Genomic DNA, 18,103 nt, shown 5'->3' with positions numbered 1-18,103 from the left:
CGCTCCGGATCATCCAGCGTCGGGCGCGAAGGCTCAGCCTGCCCCAGGGCAGGACGGTCCGCAAGCCCCGACAGAGATGATCATCACTTCCGCAGTGTCAGCCCATCCTTACTACTACGTGGTCAAGGACGGCCGCCTCCTCCACGGCCAGGACGTGTTCTCCCTGGTCAGACAGGCGGGCCTGCCATGGAGATGGAATCAGCGAGCGGTTCGCCAGCTGACTCTGCTGGGACACCCAACGGGCGAGGACACACTGCATCCGGACGTCAGGCGGGTCCCGAACGCCGCAGTCATCCGCTTCGCGCACGGCCGGATGACCATCAACCGATCGTCGTTCTGGGACACCCTGCCCCAGGAGCCCGCACTAAGCCCGCTGGACGTGAGCGACGTCCTCCACGAGGTCCTGGACGAGCTCACAGGAGACCATCCGCTGATCTCGCTGAGCGGCGGCTTCGACTCCCGCCTGCTGCTGGGACGCGCGATCGCGGTCGGGTCCTCGCCGCAGGCACTGACGATGGGTGCTCCGGACAGCACCGACCAGGTGATCGCGACGCGTATCGCCCGGGATCTCGGAATTCCCCATCACACGATCGAGCTGAACCCGGCGGATTATCTCACCCACGCCGCGCGGATCGTACGGATCACCGGCGGCACCAAGACGGCCGCGAACTGGCACACCTACCTTTACACGGTCGGCGCACGCGCCTACGGAGCGACTCCCCATGTCGTCGGGACCAACGGCGAGCTCGTGCGTACCCCCTACTGCAACCGGGGCGCCCTCGCGCGAACGCTCGGGCGGGGCGGCGACGCGTTCGTCCGAGCGTTCTTCGCGGCGCGTACCGAGTGGCGGCGGAGACGGTTCGCGCGCTATCTCCCGCTGCTGACCGACAGCCCCCGCGACTCGCTGCGACTGGCTGACGAGATCGCGCGCCTCGTCGAGGGCCCCGGCGACGGGCTGGCGCACCTCGATCGGTTCTTCTCCGTGCAGCGGGTCAGGCACTTCCACGGCAACGGGCTGGCTCTTTACCGGACGAACATCCCGACCGTCTCTCCCTTCCTCGACAGCCGCTGGATTCGTGCCGCCGCCCGGATGCCCCGCGTCGAACGCATGGGCTGCAACTTCCACCGCCTCGTCATCGAGCGGAACCTCCCCCGGCTCCTGGAATATCCGACCCCCTTCGAGCCGGTGATGTACCGCCGAGCGCCCGCCGGATACTGGCTGCGCAGGAAGCCGCCCGTCGTCAGCTACAACGCGTTCGCGGGAGTCGTGCAGGACAAGCGGGTGCACGAACGCATCATCGAGGAGTCCTCCCTCGACGCCTTCACCACCAGGCGGCAGCGCGAAGCGATAGTTCGGGATCGGGTTCCTCATGCGATCGACCTGCTGCTCACGCTGGCGCATGTCGAGCCGGTCGCGCGGGAGACCCGCGTCGGGTCCGGGTGCGCAGACCCGCGGGCAAGGTCCGCGGCAGACGGAGCGCCCGCGGGGGTGTCGCAGGTGGTGACAGCCCGATGAACCTCTTCGTGACCGGCGGGAGCGGATTTCTCGGCCGGCGGGTGGTGGAGCAGGCGGTCAGGGCGGGTCACGAGGTCAGCGCGCTCGTGCGAAGTCCTCGCTCGGCCCACCTGCTTCGGGACCTGGGCGCGACCCCGGTTCCCGGCGACCTGGCCGACCCACGGTCGATCGACCATGCCTTCCGCGCCGCGGCCGGCCGCACACTGCTCAACATAGCGTCCCTCGGGTTCGGCCATGCGGGGATGCTCGTTGCCGCCGCCAGGGCCGCGGGGCTGCACCGCGCCCTGTTCATCTCCACCACCGGCATCTTCACCACCCTGGATCCCCCCTCCAAGGCGGTGCGCACCGCCGCTGAGAACACCATCCGCACCAGCGATCTGCACTGGACGATCATCCGACCGACCATGATCTACGGCGCTCCGGACGACCGCAACATGGCCCGGCTGCTGACATTGCTGCGCCGCTGCCCGGTGCTGCCGGTGCCCGGCGGGGGAGATCAACTCCAGCAACCCGTGCATGTCGACGATCTCGCCGCGCTGATCCTGCGGGCCGCGGACGCCGAGATCGCCGTCGGTCGCTGCTACGACGCCGCGGGACCCGAGAGCCTGACGTTCCGGGAGATCGTCGCGGCGGCCGGCGCCGCCGTCGGTCGCCGGGTGCTCTGCGTCCCGGTACCGGTGTCACCGGTGCGGGCACTCGTCGGGAGCTATGAGAAGCGGGCCGCCCGTCCCCGGCTGAAGGCCGAACAGATCGCCCGCCTCGTCGAGGACAAGGCGTTCGACATCGGTGCGGCCCGCCGGGACCTCGGATTCGCGCCCCGGTCGTTCGTCGAGGGCATCCGCGCCGAGGCAGTGCTCCTGGGAGCGCGCGGACGTCGCCGGGCAGCCCGGCCGGCCGAGACGACCTGGGTGTCGCCGTGACGACCGCGGGGGACGGGGTCCTCGTCGACTGTGCCGGCGCGCGCATGGGCGGAGCGCTGCGCCTCCTGCGGGAACTGGACTCGTATCTGCGGGCACGACCGTCCCACGGGATCCGGGTGATCGGGCGGGACCGGCGACTGACGCCCACGTGGGTCGTGCGCAGGGAGCGTCCGGGGCGGTACGAGCGCGCGGTGGCGCTGAACAACGTGGCCTTCCTCCGCACCGGCCGTGAACGCCGGGTCCTCCTTCGCAATGTGCTGCACTTCCTGGCCCCCGATGATGTGCGCGGCATCCCGGGGGGCCTTCCGGTTGGCATCCGCGTCGACGCCCGTGTCGTTCGCGCGTGTGCCGCACGCGCCGACGCCATCGTGGTGCCCACCAACCACATGGCAGATCGGGTCCGTACTGCGTGCCCCTCGCTGTCGACACGGCTGGTGGTGCGGCCGCACCCGCTGACCGCACCGCCACCGGTGCCCGCGCACGAACGAACACCCGGTCAGCTGCTGTGCCCCGTGGTGTTCGAACGGTTCAAGGCAATGGGGGACGTGCTACGTACCGCGGACCACGCGGCGGACCTGGTCGAGGCCCACCTCGGCACCGAGGTCACGATCGTCGTCACAGCCTCGGTCAAGGAGGCCGCCGGCGAGGGAATCCTGGACTGCCGGCACCTGCGGTTCGCGGGCAGGCTGTCCCCTGAACGGCTGGAGGCCTTCCAGCGCAGCAGCCAGGCCGTTCTCTACCCGACCCGGATCGAGTCGTTCGGCTATCCACTCGCCGAGGCACGTGTGGCAGGCGTGCCAGTCGTCGCCCGGGACACGGCCCAGAACCGGGAGGTCGCCGGGCCCAGCCTCATCGGATACGAACGCCAGGAGGTCGAGTCGATGGCGGCGGCCCTGCAGGCGGCTCTGAGCGCGAAGCTCGAGCGGGAGGCTGCGAACCCGTTCGACCCTGGCCGGTACTTCGACTGGCTTCTCGGGCGCGCCGACCGATGACTCTCCTGGACCGTGAGCCCGCCGTACCCGGGTGCGTGCCCGCGCCTGCCGGGCCGCGCCCCGAAGGTATCGCTCCAGGATCGGGCGGCACAGGCGTCACCGCCCCGGTCGGGCGCTACCTGCGGACTGTTCGGCACCTGCGCGCCGGCCAGGTGGTGGCCCGCGTCCGGCTCCGCGGCCGGCGGGCCGTCCTCACACGCATCCCCATCGTGGTCACGCCTGCGCGCGAAGAGGTCGGGGGCGGCTGGCCGGCCGCCTTCGTGCCCTTCGACGGCAGGATCCCGCCACCGGAATCCGGCGTGACGGAAGCCGGCGTGACGGAGATCCGCCACGGTCGCCTCTCGCTCCTCGGCCACTCCCGGGTGCTGTTTCCGGCGGAGGCGGGTCCCGAAGCCGCGGACTGGGAGCAGGCCGACGCGCCACTGCTCTGGCGCTACCACCTGCACTACTGGGACTGGGCCTGGAACCTCGCCCGAGCAGGCGACCCGTCCTGGGGCAGCGAGATGTTCACGCGGCTCTACCGCTCCTGGCGGGCCACAGACCGGCCAGGCAGGGGGGTGTCCTGGTCACCGTACGTCGTGTCGCTGCGCGCGTGGACATTGTGTGCCCTCGGGCCGCGCCTCGCGTATGGGACGCCGGTTGGCGACACGATCCGCCATGACCTGGGACTTCACCGCTCGTTCCTGCGTGCGAACCGCGAGACCGACGTAGGCGGCAACCACCTGCTCAAGAACCTCAAAGCACTCCTCGGGCTGGCGGTCGCGGCACGCGACCGCGCCGACGGTCGCCGGTGGCTGGACAGGCTGATGGTCGAGATCGACCGGCAGATCCTCACCGACGGCGGCCACTACGAGAGAGCACCGGCCTACCACTGCCAGGTGCTGGCCGACCTCGACGATGTCATCGGTCTCCTGTCCGCCGCGGACATCCCTGTTCCCGCCGGACTACCTGCGGCGACAGCCTCCATGCGGGCCTGGCTGGCCACGGTGATGGGACCCGACGGAGCCCTGCCGCTGCTCAACGACGGGTACCCACCAGGCCCCGGGGTACTCGACGAGCTTCTGCGGGGCTCGACCCCGGCGGGCGACGAGGTCCCTGAGCCCAGGTCTCAGCGAACCCGCTCTCCGGAGTCCGCAGGCCCCCCGGTCGCACGGGAGGAGACCCGACCGGCAGCCGCGGCGGCGGCTCGATCGGCGGCTCGGTCCATCCTGCTGGCCGACACCGGCCTCGTCACGATGACGGCGGGCCCCTGGCATGTGCTCGCGGACGTCGGTGTCGCCTGTCCCGACGACCTGCCGGCGCACGCCCACGCGGACACCCTGTCGTTCCTCCTCTGGCACGGAGACGTTGCCGTGCTGGTGGACACCGGCACATCCACTTACGACCGCGGACCGACCCGGGACGCGGAACGCGGCTCCGCGGCGCACTCGACCGTGACCGTGGACGACACGGACTCAAGCGAGACGTGGGGAGCCTTCCGGGTCGGTCGGCGGGCCCGCCCGCGCCTGTCCGAGGTCGCCTGCACTTCGGCCGGTGTCGACATGACCGCGTCGCATGACGGATTCCGGCATCTCCCCGGTCGGCCCACCCATACCCGGCGATGGACACTGACCCAGTCCGGACTGCGTGTCGACGACAAGGTCACCGGTGCCGGCGTGCACCACGTGCGCGTGTTCCTCCATTTCCCGCCCGGGTTCGAGGTGAGCCGACCGTCGGTCGGCGGATCCCCGGGCATCCTGGACGTCCGCATGCCCACCGTCCCGGCACGGACGTTGCGAGTACGTGCCGCGGGAGACGGAACCTGGTCGCTCGTCACCCGTCACCGCGCAACGGGATGGCAGACAGCCTCGCCGGCGACGACGGCGATCTATCTCGTCACCAGCACGCTTCCCGTTCACGTGCGAACAGAGATCACCGCCGAGCCGCCGGACGCGATCAGAACGGCGCAATCCGGCGACCGGCCGGAAACGCCAGGAGAAAACGATGCCTGACTCCCTGAGCACCGCCGTCGACTCGCGGTCGGCGACCACGCGCGCCGCGACGCACGCCGACGCCCCGCCCGCCGCGCAACCGTCGACACCGCGCCAGCGGAGAGGTCGCACAACCGACCTGGACCGCATGTACGCCCGGTACGCGTCCACCCATGCGGGAACCGGGGGAGCAGAAGCCACACGGCTGCTGTTCGGTCGGGACATCGCCGCGCACCTGCCAGCCGACCGCCGAGCCTCCATTCTGGACCTCGGCTGCGGCCAGGGTCACCTGGTGGCAGAGATGCAACGTCACGGCTACCGCCACGCCCGCGGCGTGGATGTCAGTGCGGAACAGGTCTCGATCGCGCGCCACAACGGCGTCACGGGAGTCGAACAACGCGACATCCGGACAGCACTCGAGACGTCACCAGAGGGGTTCCAAGTAATCACGGCGCTGGACGTACTCGAGCATCTCGTGCGCCAGGAAGTCCTCGACATCCTCGATCTCGCCGCCATCGCGCTGCATCCCGGCGGAACGCTGATCGCTCGAGTGCCGAACGCGGCGAGCCCACTCGGCGGAGGCGTCGTCTTCGGCGATCTCACGCACGAGACCTTCTTCACGCCAGGCAGCTTCCGGCAGGCGCTCGTCACCACCGGCTTCACGAATGTGCAGATCTATCCGTGCCGGCCTGTGGTGCACGGAGCAGCGAGCGCCGCCCGATGGCTGATCTGGCAGGGAGTCAGCGGACTGATCACGCTCGCGCTCGCCGCCGAGGGCGGCTACCGCCACGGACGGATCGTGACGCGCAACATTCTCGCGGTCGCCCACGCGCCACAGTGAAGCCGAGACACCCGAAAGCTACAGTCGGCACACACTAAACTACTTCCAGTAGTCGAAGCTCGATAGCTCCGCTCCCTGGCCGTCGCAGATGGAACGGACCAACACCAGCATGAGAACGTTCCTTTCCGGCACCATCGGTCCGCCGCATCGGCGGGCAGCCGGCATATGAGTCCGGGCAGACATCACGCGGGCCAGCCGACATACCTTCGCGCGGTCAGGCAGACGGCCGGTACCGGGATCGTCCGCGCCGCGGTGGGCACGATCACCGGACTCTGCGCCGCTCGCTTTCTGGGCAGCGCCGACCGGGGAACATTCGCCGCAGTCGTTGTCTACACGATGTCCACGGCCGCCCTGCTGGAATGTGGCATCACCACATCCGTCTGCTTCTACACCGCGAGGCTGCGAGATCAGGCCGCGGACATCGTGCGAACCGGCGCATGGTTGATCTTCTTCTGCGGCGTCCTCGCGGGTACCGTCGGGTACTTTGCCGCCCCACTGATCATGCACGGGCATCCGGAGGAGGGCGTCACAGCGCTCCGGCTCGCGTTTGCCGTAGAACCGTTGATTTTTCTCGGTGGAGTGTGGGCGTCATCCCTGCAGGCGACCGACGTACGAGCCTGGAATCTGACGTCCCTGGTGCAGCCGGTCTGCTACGCGATCGCGGTGGCCTTGGTGGCCGTTCTCGGCCAGGCGCACATCCTGGGCATGACGCTCGCGCTGATCAGCTCGATCCTCGTCCAGTGCGTCGCCGGCTGGCTCCTACGCCGGAATCGGATACCCGGAGACGGGCGCTTCAACCGCCGACTGGTGGCCCCGACGATGCGCTATGGACTGGTGAACTGGACCTCCCGGGTTCCCTACCTGTTCAACGCGCGGCTCGACCAGCTGATCCTCACCCTGATGGTGCCGCCGGCCGCGCTGGGGAACTATGCCGTCGCGGTGTCGCTCAGTCTGCTCCCCCAACCCGTCACGGCAGCGTTCGGCACTGTCGCGATGCCCAGGATCGCGGCGGCCCGGGACCGGAAATCCGTCGTAGGCCAGGGCGTTCTGACAACCGCGCTCCTCGGCAGTATGAGCATCGGGGTCGCCGCTTCACTCGCCGTGTGCGGAATCACCTCCCTCCTGGTCGAGACAGTTCTAGGGCCATCCTTCGACAATGTAGCTCCGCTGCTGTTCGCTCTCGCCCCAGGTGCCGCGGTATACGGCACCAACAAGGTGATGGGCGACATTTTGCGGGGTTTCGACCGGTCGAGTTCCGTCGCCCGAGCCGAGGGCATAGCGCTCGTCCTCACCATCAGCCTGAATGTCCTTCTCCCACCGATAATGGGAGTGATGGGCGCCGCGGTCGCGTCGTCGGTCGCCTATGGGGTTGCGTTCCTACTGCTGCTCCAGACCGTGGTCCGCCAGACGAACGCCAGGCCGGCGGCGCTGGCTGGACGGCTGCGAGCCCGGGTCCGCTCTGCCAACCCGCGGACCGCGCCCATGCGGGCGGATCAAACTCCGAACTGACAAGAAGGATGGAGCAGCGATGCGGGTAGGTATCATCGGTCCTGTCTACCAGGACAGCTTCGCCGAGAACATCGCCATGGGACTGGAGACCCTCGGAGCCTCCGCCCACCACCTTGGACCAGCCCGCTACAGCAGTCGAAGAAAAAACGTACATCGCGGCGTCAACTTGCTCACCCAAGCATTTCCAGCGACGCTCGAATTCACCCAGCGACGACTCGCGAGGAAAGCGTCAGAACTCGAGCTCGACGCAGTGATCAGTGTTCAGGCATGGCTTTTTCCATCCACTGTCACCACGATACGCCGATCCGGGGCGAAGGTCTGCCTCTGGTATCCCGACGCCGTCTCCAACCTACCGACCTCGGTAGCTTCGATACCGTTTGACGCGATCTTCTCAAAAGAGCCCACTCTCGTCGACAAGCTTTCTCGGATGCTGCGCCTCCCGATGCACTATCTCCCCCAGGGGTGCAACCCGGCATGGCACCGTGTAGCGAGCGACGCGGACGACGGTCCCTGTGAGGCCGCGGGCCACATCGTGGTCGCGGGAAACATTTATGGTACGCGGGCCCGGCTTCTCTCGCTGCTCCTCGACCATCAGGTCCCCCTGCGGATCTACGGCCAGCCCATACCACGCTGGATCACCGACGGGCGTATCCGCATGGCGCACACCGGGAGATACATCGCCCGCACCGAGAAGGCACGGGTCTTCCGCAGGGCGGCGGGAGTTCTGAACAGCATGCACCCCGCGGAGATTGACGGGGTGAACTCCCGGCTGTTCGAAGCGGCCGGCTGCGGCGCGGCGGTGCTGACCGAGCATCGGCGTGAAGTCCCAAACCTGTTCCGCCCCGACTACGAGGTACTGTCCTTTCACGATTTCGACGAGTTGCTCGCCCATATCAAGATGCTGGCGAACACGCCTGAGGCCGCACACGCTCTGGGTGACGCCGCGACCGCCCGGGCGCATGCCGATCACACCTACGACAAGCGTCTTGCCCGACTCCTTGAGATCCTGATCTGAATGACATCAGCCAGACGGTCAATGCATCCGTCGCCGAGCCGGGCGCCGACAGCCGCTGGATGGCCCGTGGAAAGGTCCGCCGCCACACGCTTCCCCGGATCCTGGTCCTGGCCACTCGGGGCGACGGCTGTCCTCGCGTCGGGAGTGCTGCTTCTGGTCGAGGGCGTGCGCCCGACGACGGTCCCGGACCGGATAACCCTTCGCTGCGTGAGCCTGATGCTTCTTTCCGTCGGCGGCCTGGTCGTGGTCGGGTCACGGCGGAACCGGTCCCTGGGACTCGGCTCGATGCACGCCGGAAGCTGGTATCTGGTCTGGTTCGGAATCGGTTTCGGCCTGACGTCCCTGGCCTGGCGGAACCAACAGGAAGGCACCAACGCCCGCATCACGCAGGAGAGCGTGCTCCTGACGCTGCTGTTCCTCCATGCGGCGGTGATCGCGTGGCTTCTGGGTTACCTTGTCGGTCCAGGGCGGCTCATGACCCGTCTCGGCCGGCGGATCGCCAGCGGCGCAGTTCAGGCCGACGAGACCAGAGTCCGCGGAGCGAGCACCCCCTGGATCCTGTTCGGAATCTCCGTTCTGGGGCGCCTCGTCCAGCTGACCGGTGGTAGGTTCGGCTATGTTGGGGATCCGTCCCAGCTACTCACCAACCCAGCGTCGACCGGCCAGCTCGTCAATGTCATGGTCCAGTGCGGAAACTATGCACTGATAGTCGCGGCCATCGCATTCACCCAACAGCGGACGACCGCTTCGCGGGTGACCATGATCACGCTGACTGCGACTCAGGTGGTGCTCGGCAGCCTCGCCGGCGGCAAGCAGCATTTCATTCTCGCCGTGCTTGCGCCTGCGATGGTGCTCGCCGTCCGTGGCCGCTTCCCCTGGAAGGTCACCTCAGCCGCCCTTGTGGTGTTCATCATAGGCGTCGTGCCCTTCATCCAGGCATACCGGGAGAACTCGCGGAGCGCCGACTACACGCTGACGCCCTCGGACGCCTTCAGGCAGGCACCGGAGATTCTGGAGGACACTCTCACCCGGGATGCGGGCAGCCGATTCAGGGACACCGTCGATCTCATGTCGGACCGGACCCGCCAGATCGACAACTTCGCCGTGGTGGTCCAGACGACACCGACCCAGTACGCCTACCACCCCCCGTCCGACTACCTGTACGCGCCGGTACTGGGGCTGATCCCCCGGATCATCTGGTCCTCGAAGCCGGTCGTCAGCTCCGGCGCAGAATTCGCGCGGGTCTATCTGGGCACCGGCCCCGGTGTCTACACCAGCGCCGCCATACCACCTGTCGCTGATCTCTACCAGCACGGCGGTCCCCTCGTCCTGCTCGTCGGGATGTTCGTCATCGGAGCGATGATCCGACTTGTCGACCGCACTCTGCATCCACGGCACGATCTCCGACTTGTGATCATCTACTTCCCCTTCTTCCTCCAGTTCATCAAGGCGGAGGCCGCCCTCACAAGCGTGATTGCGGGTTTGCCTCTCACCCTTCTCACAGCTTCCCTGGTCTGTCGGTTCGCATTCCGCCCCAAGGCTTCTTCCACCGCCACCACACACCCCGCTCCACGAACGGACGCGTCGGCCATCGCATCCCCGAAGGCTGCTCCGTCGAGTACGGTGAGATCGCTCAGCCACCAGAGCCCCCGGGTGTAAACCCGACCGGAGCAGCACCGTGACTCGGCCATCCACGCCGCGGGTCGCGGTCGCGGTTCGCAATCATCTCTGGCGACGTCGGATATCGCGGCCCCAATGTGTCTCAGTCGGTCCGTGTAGCGCGCAGGGGGTACATTGCGCCTGGTCGGCCACGACTCCGGTCCAGGGGCTACGCCACCCCCGACGCACCACCGCCGAATGTAACGAGCCAGGAAAATCCCTGGTCAACTTCGGACTCGACACGCGTTATGCAGTACTGGTTCCCGATAACCAAGCGTGACAAGGTACTCCTCTCCGGGTCGCGAACCTTATGGCTTCCTACCACCACCGGCTACCGTGAGGAGTTCAGCCCAGATGGCACTGCCGCCTGCCGCAGCGAGGGTTGCGGTTGTACTTTCCAACCCGATTCAACACTTCGCGCCCTTCTACTCGGCCCTGGCCGAACGGGACGTCGACCTGCGGGTCCTGTTCATGTCCCGGGCCGGCCTCGATCAATACCTGGATCCCAACTTCGGCGTCGAGATCCAATGGGGCTCCGCAGTAACCTCCGGCTATTCCCACGAGTTCGTCGCAGACCTCGAGGTCGGCCCGGACTGGAAACACCCGCGCCCATGTCAGCAGGCCGTTCGCAAGCTCGTGCGGCGTCTCGACCGCCTGCAGCCTGACTGCGTGCTGGTGCACGGGTACGGCCGTGCCTACGCGATCGCGGCGCTGGCCTGGTGCAGTCGACGGGGCGTGCCGTCGCTCATGTTCAGCGACAGCGAGCTGCTCCACCCGCGGTCGCTGCCGGTCCAGGCCGGCAAACGTATCACCCTGCCCGCCCTCTTCAGATCGATCAGCGGCTTCCTCACAATTGGTGACCTCAACGAGGCCTACCTGGCGCACTACGGCGTCCCACGGTTCCGCATGTTCCGGACACCGCTGCCGACGGACAACGAGATCCTGCGAGAAGCCCGGCTGAAACGAGCCGACCTTCGAGCCGCGGTGCGGGCTGAACTCGGTATTCCGGAAAATGCGCTCGTCGCGCTGTTCGCCGGGAAACTGGTGGACAGAAAACGGCCGCTTGACATCGCCGACGCCATCCGGGTGCTGGCCCGAACACCGGACAACCGGGACGTCGTCGCGATCCTGGCTGGCGACGGCGTGCTGCGGCCAGCGCTCGAGGCAGCCGCCGCCGATCTGGACGGAAAATTGAAACTGGTCGGGTTCGTCAACCAGGAGCAGGATCTCCCCCGGCTCTACATGGCCGCGGACGTCTACCTCCACCCGGCCGAACTGCACGCGCATCCGGTGGCGGTCAAGGAAGCCGTGCTGTGCGGGCTTCCAGTGGTCACCACCGATCTCGTGGGCTCGGTCGGGCCGACCGACGATGTCCGGCCTGGACTCAACGGCCGGATCCATGCGGCGGGAGACGTCCACGGCCTTGCGCGAATCCTCGACGATCTGCGGCGCCGTCCTGAGGAGTTGGCAAGGATGGCAATGGAATCAGAGAAGATCATCCCAGAGATCGACCTCGAGGCGTCGATAGCCGGCTTCCTTCGGGCCGTCGCCTCCGTCCGGGCGGCGGGCGCACAGTAGTCCGTACGGTGGGTCAGGGGAATTCCTTCCGTTATGAGACGGAAGGGGTCGCGGGTCTTGCCTGTCAGCCAGACCAGCTCCATGGAGCAGCTCCCGGCGACGTCCCGCGTGTGATTCCCATGTTGATTCAGGCGCTGGACCGAGCCGATGCCGCACGTAACCTCCGCGGCAGGTCAACGATCAGATGGCATCCACTGGAACGGCCTTCCGCGCGACAATGATCTCGTTAGGTCGAGCCAACGATTTCGGCCAGGTGCCGGCCAACGCCAAATCCTGTCTGAACTCCACCTGAAAGCCATCGCCCCCGTCGGCCGCGCTGAAACCTTCGACCCACGGCACGTCATCCCTGTGTGGCCGAAGGCTCGTGTACGACCGGTCTCGGACCTGCCGCCAGCCGACCAGCCGTCCGGCTCTCTCCAGCACTGGTGCGAGCGCGCGCTCTCCACGGCGTACCAACGAACGGGCCCGCGGCACGGTGAGGACCATCGTGCCTCCCGGGCGGAGCAGTTCACCCAGGCACCGGACCGCGCCGGACGGATCTTCTAGGTACTCCAGTACCGCGATCGCCAGAACCAGATCGAACCGCCCTCTCGCCTTCGGCCCGAGTACCTCCAGCGAACCGGCGACGCTGTGCACCTCTCCCGGATCCGCGCCGGTGGCCTGTCGGACCGCCGAGGCCATCACACCGGCGCTGCGGACCCCGGCCCACAGCATGTCCACCGAGGGCTCGAGGTTCAGCACGAAAGCCGCCCGACCGGCGCACAGCGTGCTGAACACCCCCGGTCCCCCGCCGAAGTCCAGAACCCATGCGGAAGAAGACCTCACCAATACCGGTTCGATTGCACCCGCGACCGCTCGCAGACGTTCTTGGAAGGAGGGGTTCCGGGTGTATCTGTCGACCCACGTGTCCGCGACCTCGGCAAAATAGAGATCGGTTCGATTGGACGGCTGGGTTTCCGGCCCCACTCCGTCACCCGGATCGCCGACAACGTCAGTCGGCGACGACCACGTGTACGACATGTCGTCTCCCATCTCGCATGCCGGGACTAGGAACCCCCGACATACCACTCACGGCCATCGCGGCGCTTGAAATCGCTGCCCACACAACAGGAAGGCAGAAGAGTGAGGTACCCGCGTGTCGCCACCTACAGATGGCAGCGTAATCGATGTTTGACCAGTACCGGGGCACGCGAGCAGCCACGACACGGGACACGGAGAATTCGCTCGCCGGTTCGCCCCGGTTGAGTCGATGGCATGCAGTTTTCTTCCCAGACAATTCCGGGATCGGACTTACGTCACCGAGTTTCCCGGAAGCAGGCTCCAACCGGGTAAGCCGGTCGGTGTCGGTCGCAGGCAGCCATAGGAACATCCGACGCCCGTGTTGGCAAGCCGGTAGTCCGCATACCGAGCGAGAACGACTCACCGGCTACGGCTGGCCCGGCGCCCACTCCAACCGGCTCGGGTCACCAGGCCGGGTCACCAGGCCGGGTGGCATCCCCACAGCGAATCGTGGACACGCTCACCGGAGACAGACGATCACCTACAGCACCTTTACCATTACCTTCCGTGACCATCTTGAGAGGCCGGAAGTCCACCGTGGAACCTGGCACACGCCCGCCGCGGGTGGTGCTGCTGGCGCCATCCCGGGGTCTGGGTGGGGGGATCGAGCGCTACCTGGGCACCATCGAGGACCATCTGCGTGCCGGTGGAGCGGACATCCGGCGCTTCGACCTGCTCGACGCATCCACGTCGCACACGGTGCACAGCCAGGCCCGCTACATCCTGCGGACGCTGGCGTCCATATCCCGGCTGGGCCGAGTCGACAGCATCGTTGTCGGGCATGTCAGTCTTGCGCCGGTCGCGTGCCTGGCGGCACGACTGGCCGGAGCCCACCGGGTGCCCGTCGTGTTCCACGGCATCGACATCTGGGGACGCAGGCGGGCACTTCTTCGGATCATTAGACGCGATCCACTTCTGTATCCGGTAGCGGTCAGTTCCTACAGCGCCGGAGGCCTGGTTCCGGTCGGAACGGCGAAGATCCTTCCACCCGGAATACCGCGGGCGTGGCGGGACATGCTGCTCGCCGAGGGATCCCGACAGCGCCCGCCGTCTGCTGTTCCCACAGTACTGAGCGTTTTCAGGCTTGGAGTCTGGAAGGCCAAGGGGTTCCCTGAACTCGTGAAGGCCGTGACGGCCGCCCGCATGACAGCCGGACCGGTACGGCTGGTGGTCGCGGGGAAGGGGCCCGCGCCCGGAGCCCTGCATGAGCTCGTCGCCGCCCACGAGTACATCGATCTGCACGAGTCTCCAGACGACGCCGCGCTGGCCAGGCTGTACGCGGCCGCCGACGTGTTCGCACTGTGCACCCGAACAGATCCTCCGGCCAGCGGTGAGGGATACGGGATCGTGTTGATGGAAGCGCAGCTCGCCGGCTGCGCCGTGATCGGACCCGCATCCGGCGGTTCGCGCGACGCCTACCTCGAGGGCCTGACTGGCCGGACCCCGCCCGATGAGTCTCCAGAGGCGCTGACCGAAATCCTCTGCGGCATGTTCGCCGACCGCGCCTGTCTGGCGCGTATGGGCCACCGCGCCACGGACTGGGCGCAGGCGACGACGGATCCGGCGAGCTACACCCGGCTGGTGATGACCACACTGACCGCCGTCGCTCCTCAGACCACGAGCGGTCCGGTCATTCCGCGCCGGCGGGGCGATGTACGGCCGACCCGGTCAACCGGGGGAGGTGGAGGCGGCCGCATCGCCTCCCCGCGCTGACCTGACCTCGCTTCCTCGACACGTTGAACCATCCGGTTGATGTGGAGGCACCCCTGACCGCGGCGTCAGCTCGCCTCCTGTGGGCGCTCTCGATGAACGTGAGCGCGACCAGCGCGGTGGCCAGGAGTCGCCTACCGTCAACGGGCGGCCACGGTCCCCAGCAGGACGCCGAGCAGGCGGGTCGGTGGCTGGAGAGCAGCCTCGATGGCTTCCGCGCACGCACGGAAGGCATCGAGGTCGCAGCCCACCGGATCCACAAGATCGTCATCCTCCGGAGCGGCCGGAGGAAGCACGCCACGAGCGGCCGCCCCGGCCATGACGAGCGTCCTTCCCGCCGCACGGAGACGTCCGCGCCGGTCGTGGGCAGCGAGCTCGGCGACCGACGATTCGACGCGCTCCGACTCGACCGTATCGACCAGGCGCGCAAACTCACGCAGCGTGAAGGCTCGCCGGACGGTGCGCGGTGCGAGCCTGACGACCTCGGCCCGATGGGCCCGCGTCGCACAGAGCACGAGGTCCGCCTGGTCCACGATCACGGAAGTCACTTGGCGGGAACGGAATCCGACGAAGTCCGCTCCCCGCTCGGCCAGCACGGTCGCCGCATGCGTGTCCATGGGCTCGCCGACCCGCGCACGGACTCCCGCGCTGCTGACGCTCGCCGCCGGTTCCGACGCACCTGACAGGCCCGCCTGCCCCGCGAGCCGGGTCAGGCGAGCCAGGGCGAGGCGCTCCGCCATCGGCGAGCGGCAGATGTTGCCCGTGCAGACCATGAGGACCGACCAGCGTTCCCGCTCCGACACGCCGTCCGAACGCCCGACCATCACGCGGCCCCATCCTTGCTTCTGCCGGTGCTTGCGTACAGCACACGAAATCGCGCCATGCGACCAAGATCGCGACCGTGGAACTACTGTGAGACCCCAGGGAACTACTATAGGTGCTCGCATTGTTGCGCCAGGCCTTACAGCATCGGTCGGCAGCCGTGTCGTTGACGGCTTCCCCTGTCTGGGAGTGCAGCGCCGAACGGCGGGCCGGATGATCGGCAATCTGGACCCGGCCGATTGCGGCGCTGGACGCTCGCCTACCCGGTCAGACGCCCGTCACGCATGAGCTGACCGGACAGTCGTCGGCTCCGGGCATCGGCGTGCTGCGACGCGCGGAATCCCATCGACCACGGGCCCGGACTTTCGTCTGGCATGGCACGCAGAAGATGTTCGGGCTGGTTCGGCTCCTCGTCGCCGGACGCCGAACCAGCGCTGTCAGCCCCGCCCGAAGCGATCATCGATGCCGTCGCCACCCGATTCGAAGGCCCGACCGTTCTCGTGAGCGAGACGGGAACGGTCCGCGCGTCCGGCAGCGGCACCGGCCCCGTGACCGCCGGGGAGCAAGTCGGCGGTATGGACGACGCCGGGGTCGGCGGTGGGGCCGAGTTCGTCGGCGAGGCGGCCACAGCCGGCACCGCGGGGATAGTTCCCGACGAGGGTGGAAAAGACCGGGTGCTCCTGTCAGTGCCCGCCGGGTTCGCACGGGCGACGCGCGAGGCGGCGGTGACACTGATCGGGCCGGTCGGAGCGGGATCCGCCGCAGAAGGCAGCCACCGGAGCCGGTCACCCCATTCCCGCAGCCAGCTCAGCACCCGCTCTCCGACGAGCGGGCGGGAGACGAAGTATCCCTGGACCTCGTCGCACTGCCAGGCCGCGAGCGACGCCCACGAACGCGACGTCTCGACCCCCTCCGCGACGATCCGAAGCCGGAGGGCGTGCGCGAGCGCGACCGTGGACCGGACGATCTCCGCCGCCGAGGAGTCACGATCGATGTCACGCAGGAACCGCTGGTCGAGCTTCACCTCGTCCGCAGGAAGCTCCCGCAGGTAGGCGAGTGAGCACAGGCCTGTGCCGTAGTCGTCGAGGCTGACCCGCACTCCGTGGTCACGCAGACCGCAGAGAGTCCGCTGTGCCTGCTCCAGGACCGTGATGAGCCCGTCCTCGGTGATCTCGACCACCAGCGCCGACGCCGGCAGGCCGTGGCGCGCCAGCACACCGCGCACCAGCTTCACGAATCCGTGGTCGACGATGACCGAGGCGGGCACGTTCACCGACACGGCCAGGGCGGCCCCGGCCGCGTGCCAGCGGGCGCAGTCGGCGAGGGCGATGTCGAGGACCCGCTGGGTCAGGCGCCCCATCAGGCCGGCGCGTTCCATCTCGGGCAGGAACATGTTCGGCGGGCGGAGCCCGCCGGTGGGATGGCGCCATCGCACGAGAGCCTCGACACCGCTGATCCGGCCGCTGCGCATATCGGCCTTGGGCTGGTAGCGGAGTTCGATCTGGCCTTCGTCCAGCGCCTCCCGCAGATCGGCCCGCAACCCCAGCTGGGCACGGTTGCCGAGCTGGCAGGCGGGGTCGTAGACACGCTGGCCGGTGTGGGCCCCCTTGGCCGCGTACATCGCCTCCTCCGCCCGCCGCATGAGCTCCAGGATGCCGCGCCCGTGCTCGGGGGCGTGGGCGATGCCGACGCTGGCGTCCGCCTGGACGCGCAGGTCGTCCAGGCTGACGGGGACCCTCAGCGCATCCCGGATCCGCCGGGCCACGGCCTCGGCGCCGGCGAGGTCGACGTCCCGCAGCAGCGCCGCGAACTCGTCGCCGTCGACCCGCGCGAGCAGGTCGGTGGGGCGCAGCACGGAACGCAGCCGGGCGCTGACGGTGGCCAGCATGCGGTCACCGTGTTCGTGGCCGAGGGTTCCGTTGATGTCCCGGAGGCGGTCGAGATCGATCAGTATGAGCGCCGCCGACACCGAGCCCCGGGCTCGGTGACCGCCCCCGAGCCAGCGGGATGCGGTCTCGACGAAATGGCGACGACCGGGCAGACCGGTCAGCTCGTCCGAGCTGTGCCAGCGGCGACGGATCGGCGCGACCATCCGGTTACCCATCCCGAACAGGGGCAGGCACGCCACCGCGGCCATCGCCACCGATGCGGTGATCGCTCCGGAGGGGGCCAGCATCTTGATCGCCGCCCACCAGGACACGACCGCCACGAGAAGGACCACGGCCGCGGACGCGACGACGCCGGCCCAGGGCGCCAGTCCCAGGACCATCGGAGAGGGTCCGGCGGTCGGCGACTGCGCCATGGCGGGAACGACCGTCGGATCATCCAGCGGCTCCTCTCCGCCGCCCGCTGCAACATCGCCGCGCACACCCGGACCGTTACACGCCGCAGAACCGTTGTAGGCGGCCAAATCGGGCGATATCTGGCACCGCCGGGCCATCGGCATGGCGAGATGCCGGACGGCCCGACTCACATGCAATGACGTCACCATCGGCCCGCACCCACCGAACCG

13 protein-coding genes are annotated in these 18,103 nt (G+C 68.2%); 10 read left to right on the top strand and 3 right to left on the bottom strand.

Going from position 1 to position 18,103, the window contains the following annotated elements; genetic code table 11:
- Positions 1 to 94 precede the first annotated feature (94 nt).
- From AC559T_RS16050 to AC559T_RS16010, 9 genes are all read left to right on the top strand, one after another.
- Complete coding sequence (locus AC559T_RS16050) at positions 95 to 1,516, top strand: asparagine synthase-related protein (protein ID WP_498869254.1); 1,422 nt, start codon at positions 95 to 97, stop codon at positions 1,514 to 1,516.
- Positions 1,513 to 2,436, top strand: a complete 924-nt coding sequence (locus AC559T_RS16045) for an NAD(P)H-binding protein (RefSeq protein ID WP_498869253.1) — start codon at positions 1,513 to 1,515, stop codon at positions 2,434 to 2,436. The genes AC559T_RS16050 and AC559T_RS16045 overlap by 4 nt, the downstream gene beginning before the upstream one ends.
- Complete coding sequence (locus AC559T_RS16040; RefSeq protein ID WP_235014121.1) at positions 2,433 to 3,428, top strand: glycosyltransferase; 996 nt, start codon at positions 2,433 to 2,435, stop codon at positions 3,426 to 3,428. The genes AC559T_RS16045 and AC559T_RS16040 overlap by 4 nt, the downstream gene beginning before the upstream one ends.
- Entirely contained in the window at positions 3,425 to 5,419 is a 1,995-nt protein-coding gene (locus tag AC559T_RS16035) for a heparinase II/III domain-containing protein (protein ID WP_498869252.1), read from the top strand. Before AC559T_RS16040 ends, AC559T_RS16035 begins: the two co-directional genes overlap by 4 nt.
- Positions 5,412 to 6,239 carry a class I SAM-dependent methyltransferase gene (locus AC559T_RS16030; protein WP_112106859.1) on the top strand — a complete coding sequence of 276 codons (828 nt, stop codon included), beginning with the start codon at positions 5,412 to 5,414 and terminating at the stop codon, positions 6,237 to 6,239. The genes AC559T_RS16035 and AC559T_RS16030 overlap by 8 nt, the downstream gene beginning before the upstream one ends.
- Positions 6,240 to 6,404: 165 nt before the next feature.
- The gene (locus tag AC559T_RS16025) at positions 6,405 to 7,748 is read left to right on the top strand and encodes an oligosaccharide flippase family protein (RefSeq protein ID WP_498869251.1); all 1,344 of its coding nucleotides are present in this window, start codon (positions 6,405 to 6,407) and stop codon (positions 7,746 to 7,748) included.
- 19 nt (positions 7,749 to 7,767) lie between these two features.
- Entirely contained in the window at positions 7,768 to 8,763 is a 996-nt protein-coding gene (locus tag AC559T_RS16020; protein WP_498869250.1) for a CgeB family protein, read from the top strand.
- 285 nt (positions 8,764 to 9,048) lie between these two features.
- Positions 9,049 to 10,422: a DUF8712 domain-containing protein gene (locus tag AC559T_RS16015; protein ID WP_498869249.1), complete on the top strand. Its 1,374-nt coding sequence runs from the start codon at positions 9,049 to 9,051 to the stop codon at positions 10,420 to 10,422.
- A gap of 354 nt (positions 10,423 to 10,776) precedes the next feature.
- Positions 10,777 to 12,000, top strand: coding sequence for a glycosyltransferase family 4 protein (locus tag AC559T_RS16010; RefSeq protein ID WP_498869248.1), 1,224 nt, complete (start codon positions 10,777 to 10,779; stop codon positions 11,998 to 12,000).
- A gap of 180 nt (positions 12,001 to 12,180) precedes the next feature.
- On the opposite strand, the gene AC559T_RS16005 is transcribed toward AC559T_RS16010, so the two are convergent.
- Positions 12,181 to 13,020, bottom strand: a complete 840-nt coding sequence (locus tag AC559T_RS16005) for a class I SAM-dependent methyltransferase (protein ID WP_160144288.1) — start codon at positions 13,018 to 13,020, stop codon at positions 12,181 to 12,183.
- A gap of 546 nt (positions 13,021 to 13,566) precedes the next feature.
- On the opposite strand from AC559T_RS16005, the gene AC559T_RS16000 reads away from it, so the two are divergent.
- Positions 13,567 to 14,772 (top strand): glycosyltransferase family 4 protein, encoded by a 1,206-nt coding sequence (locus AC559T_RS16000; RefSeq protein WP_498869247.1) that lies wholly within the window; start codon positions 13,567 to 13,569, stop codon positions 14,770 to 14,772.
- Positions 14,773 to 14,909: 137 nt separating this feature from the next.
- Here the strand turns inward: AC559T_RS16000 and AC559T_RS15995 are convergent, their stop codons facing one another.
- On the bottom strand, positions 14,910 to 15,593 hold the full coding sequence (locus tag AC559T_RS15995; RefSeq protein WP_498869326.1) for an arsenate reductase/protein-tyrosine-phosphatase family protein: 684 nt from the start codon (positions 15,591 to 15,593) through the stop codon (positions 14,910 to 14,912).
- Positions 15,594 to 15,850: 257 nt separating this feature from the next.
- On the bottom strand, positions 15,851 to 17,860 hold the full coding sequence (locus AC559T_RS15990) for a putative bifunctional diguanylate cyclase/phosphodiesterase (RefSeq protein WP_498869246.1): 2,010 nt from the start codon (positions 17,858 to 17,860) through the stop codon (positions 15,851 to 15,853).
- Positions 17,861 to 18,103 lie beyond the last annotated feature (243 nt).

Source organism: Frankia sp. Hr75.2, assembly GCF_949319125.1.
In the GTDB taxonomy this organism is placed as follows: domain Bacteria; phylum Actinomycetota; class Actinomycetes; order Frankiales; family Frankiaceae; genus Parafrankia; species Parafrankia soli.
This window is presented reverse-complemented; position numbering and strand designations above follow the sequence as displayed.

What these genes read in the sequence shown, in the direction of transcription:
- AC559T_RS16025 (WP_498869251.1), top strand. Translation starts at nt 6,405, where the DNA reads ATGAGTCCGGGCAGACATCACGCGGGCCAGCCGACATACCTTCGCGCG.
- AC559T_RS15990 (WP_498869246.1), bottom strand. Translation starts at nt 17,860, where the DNA reads ATGGTCCTGGGACTGGCGCCCTGGGCCGGCGTCGTCGCGTCCGCGGCC.
- AC559T_RS16005 (WP_160144288.1), bottom strand. Translation starts at nt 13,020, where the DNA reads ATGTCGTACACGTGGTCGTCGCCGACTGACGTTGTCGGCGATCCGGGT.
- AC559T_RS16030 (WP_112106859.1), top strand. Translation starts at nt 5,412, where the DNA reads ATGCCTGACTCCCTGAGCACCGCCGTCGACTCGCGGTCGGCGACCACG.
- AC559T_RS16035 (WP_498869252.1), top strand. Translation starts at nt 3,425, where the DNA reads ATGACTCTCCTGGACCGTGAGCCCGCCGTACCCGGGTGCGTGCCCGCG.
- AC559T_RS16020 (WP_498869250.1), top strand. Translation starts at nt 7,768, where the DNA reads ATGCGGGTAGGTATCATCGGTCCTGTCTACCAGGACAGCTTCGCCGAG.
- AC559T_RS16010 (WP_498869248.1), top strand. Translation starts at nt 10,777, where the DNA reads ATGGCACTGCCGCCTGCCGCAGCGAGGGTTGCGGTTGTACTTTCCAAC.
- AC559T_RS15995 (WP_498869326.1), bottom strand. Translation starts at nt 15,593, where the DNA reads ATGGTCGGGCGTTCGGACGGCGTGTCGGAGCGGGAACGCTGGTCGGTC.
- AC559T_RS16015 (WP_498869249.1), top strand. Translation starts at nt 9,049, where the DNA reads ATGCACGCCGGAAGCTGGTATCTGGTCTGGTTCGGAATCGGTTTCGGC.
- AC559T_RS16045 (WP_498869253.1), top strand. Translation starts at nt 1,513, where the DNA reads ATGAACCTCTTCGTGACCGGCGGGAGCGGATTTCTCGGCCGGCGGGTG.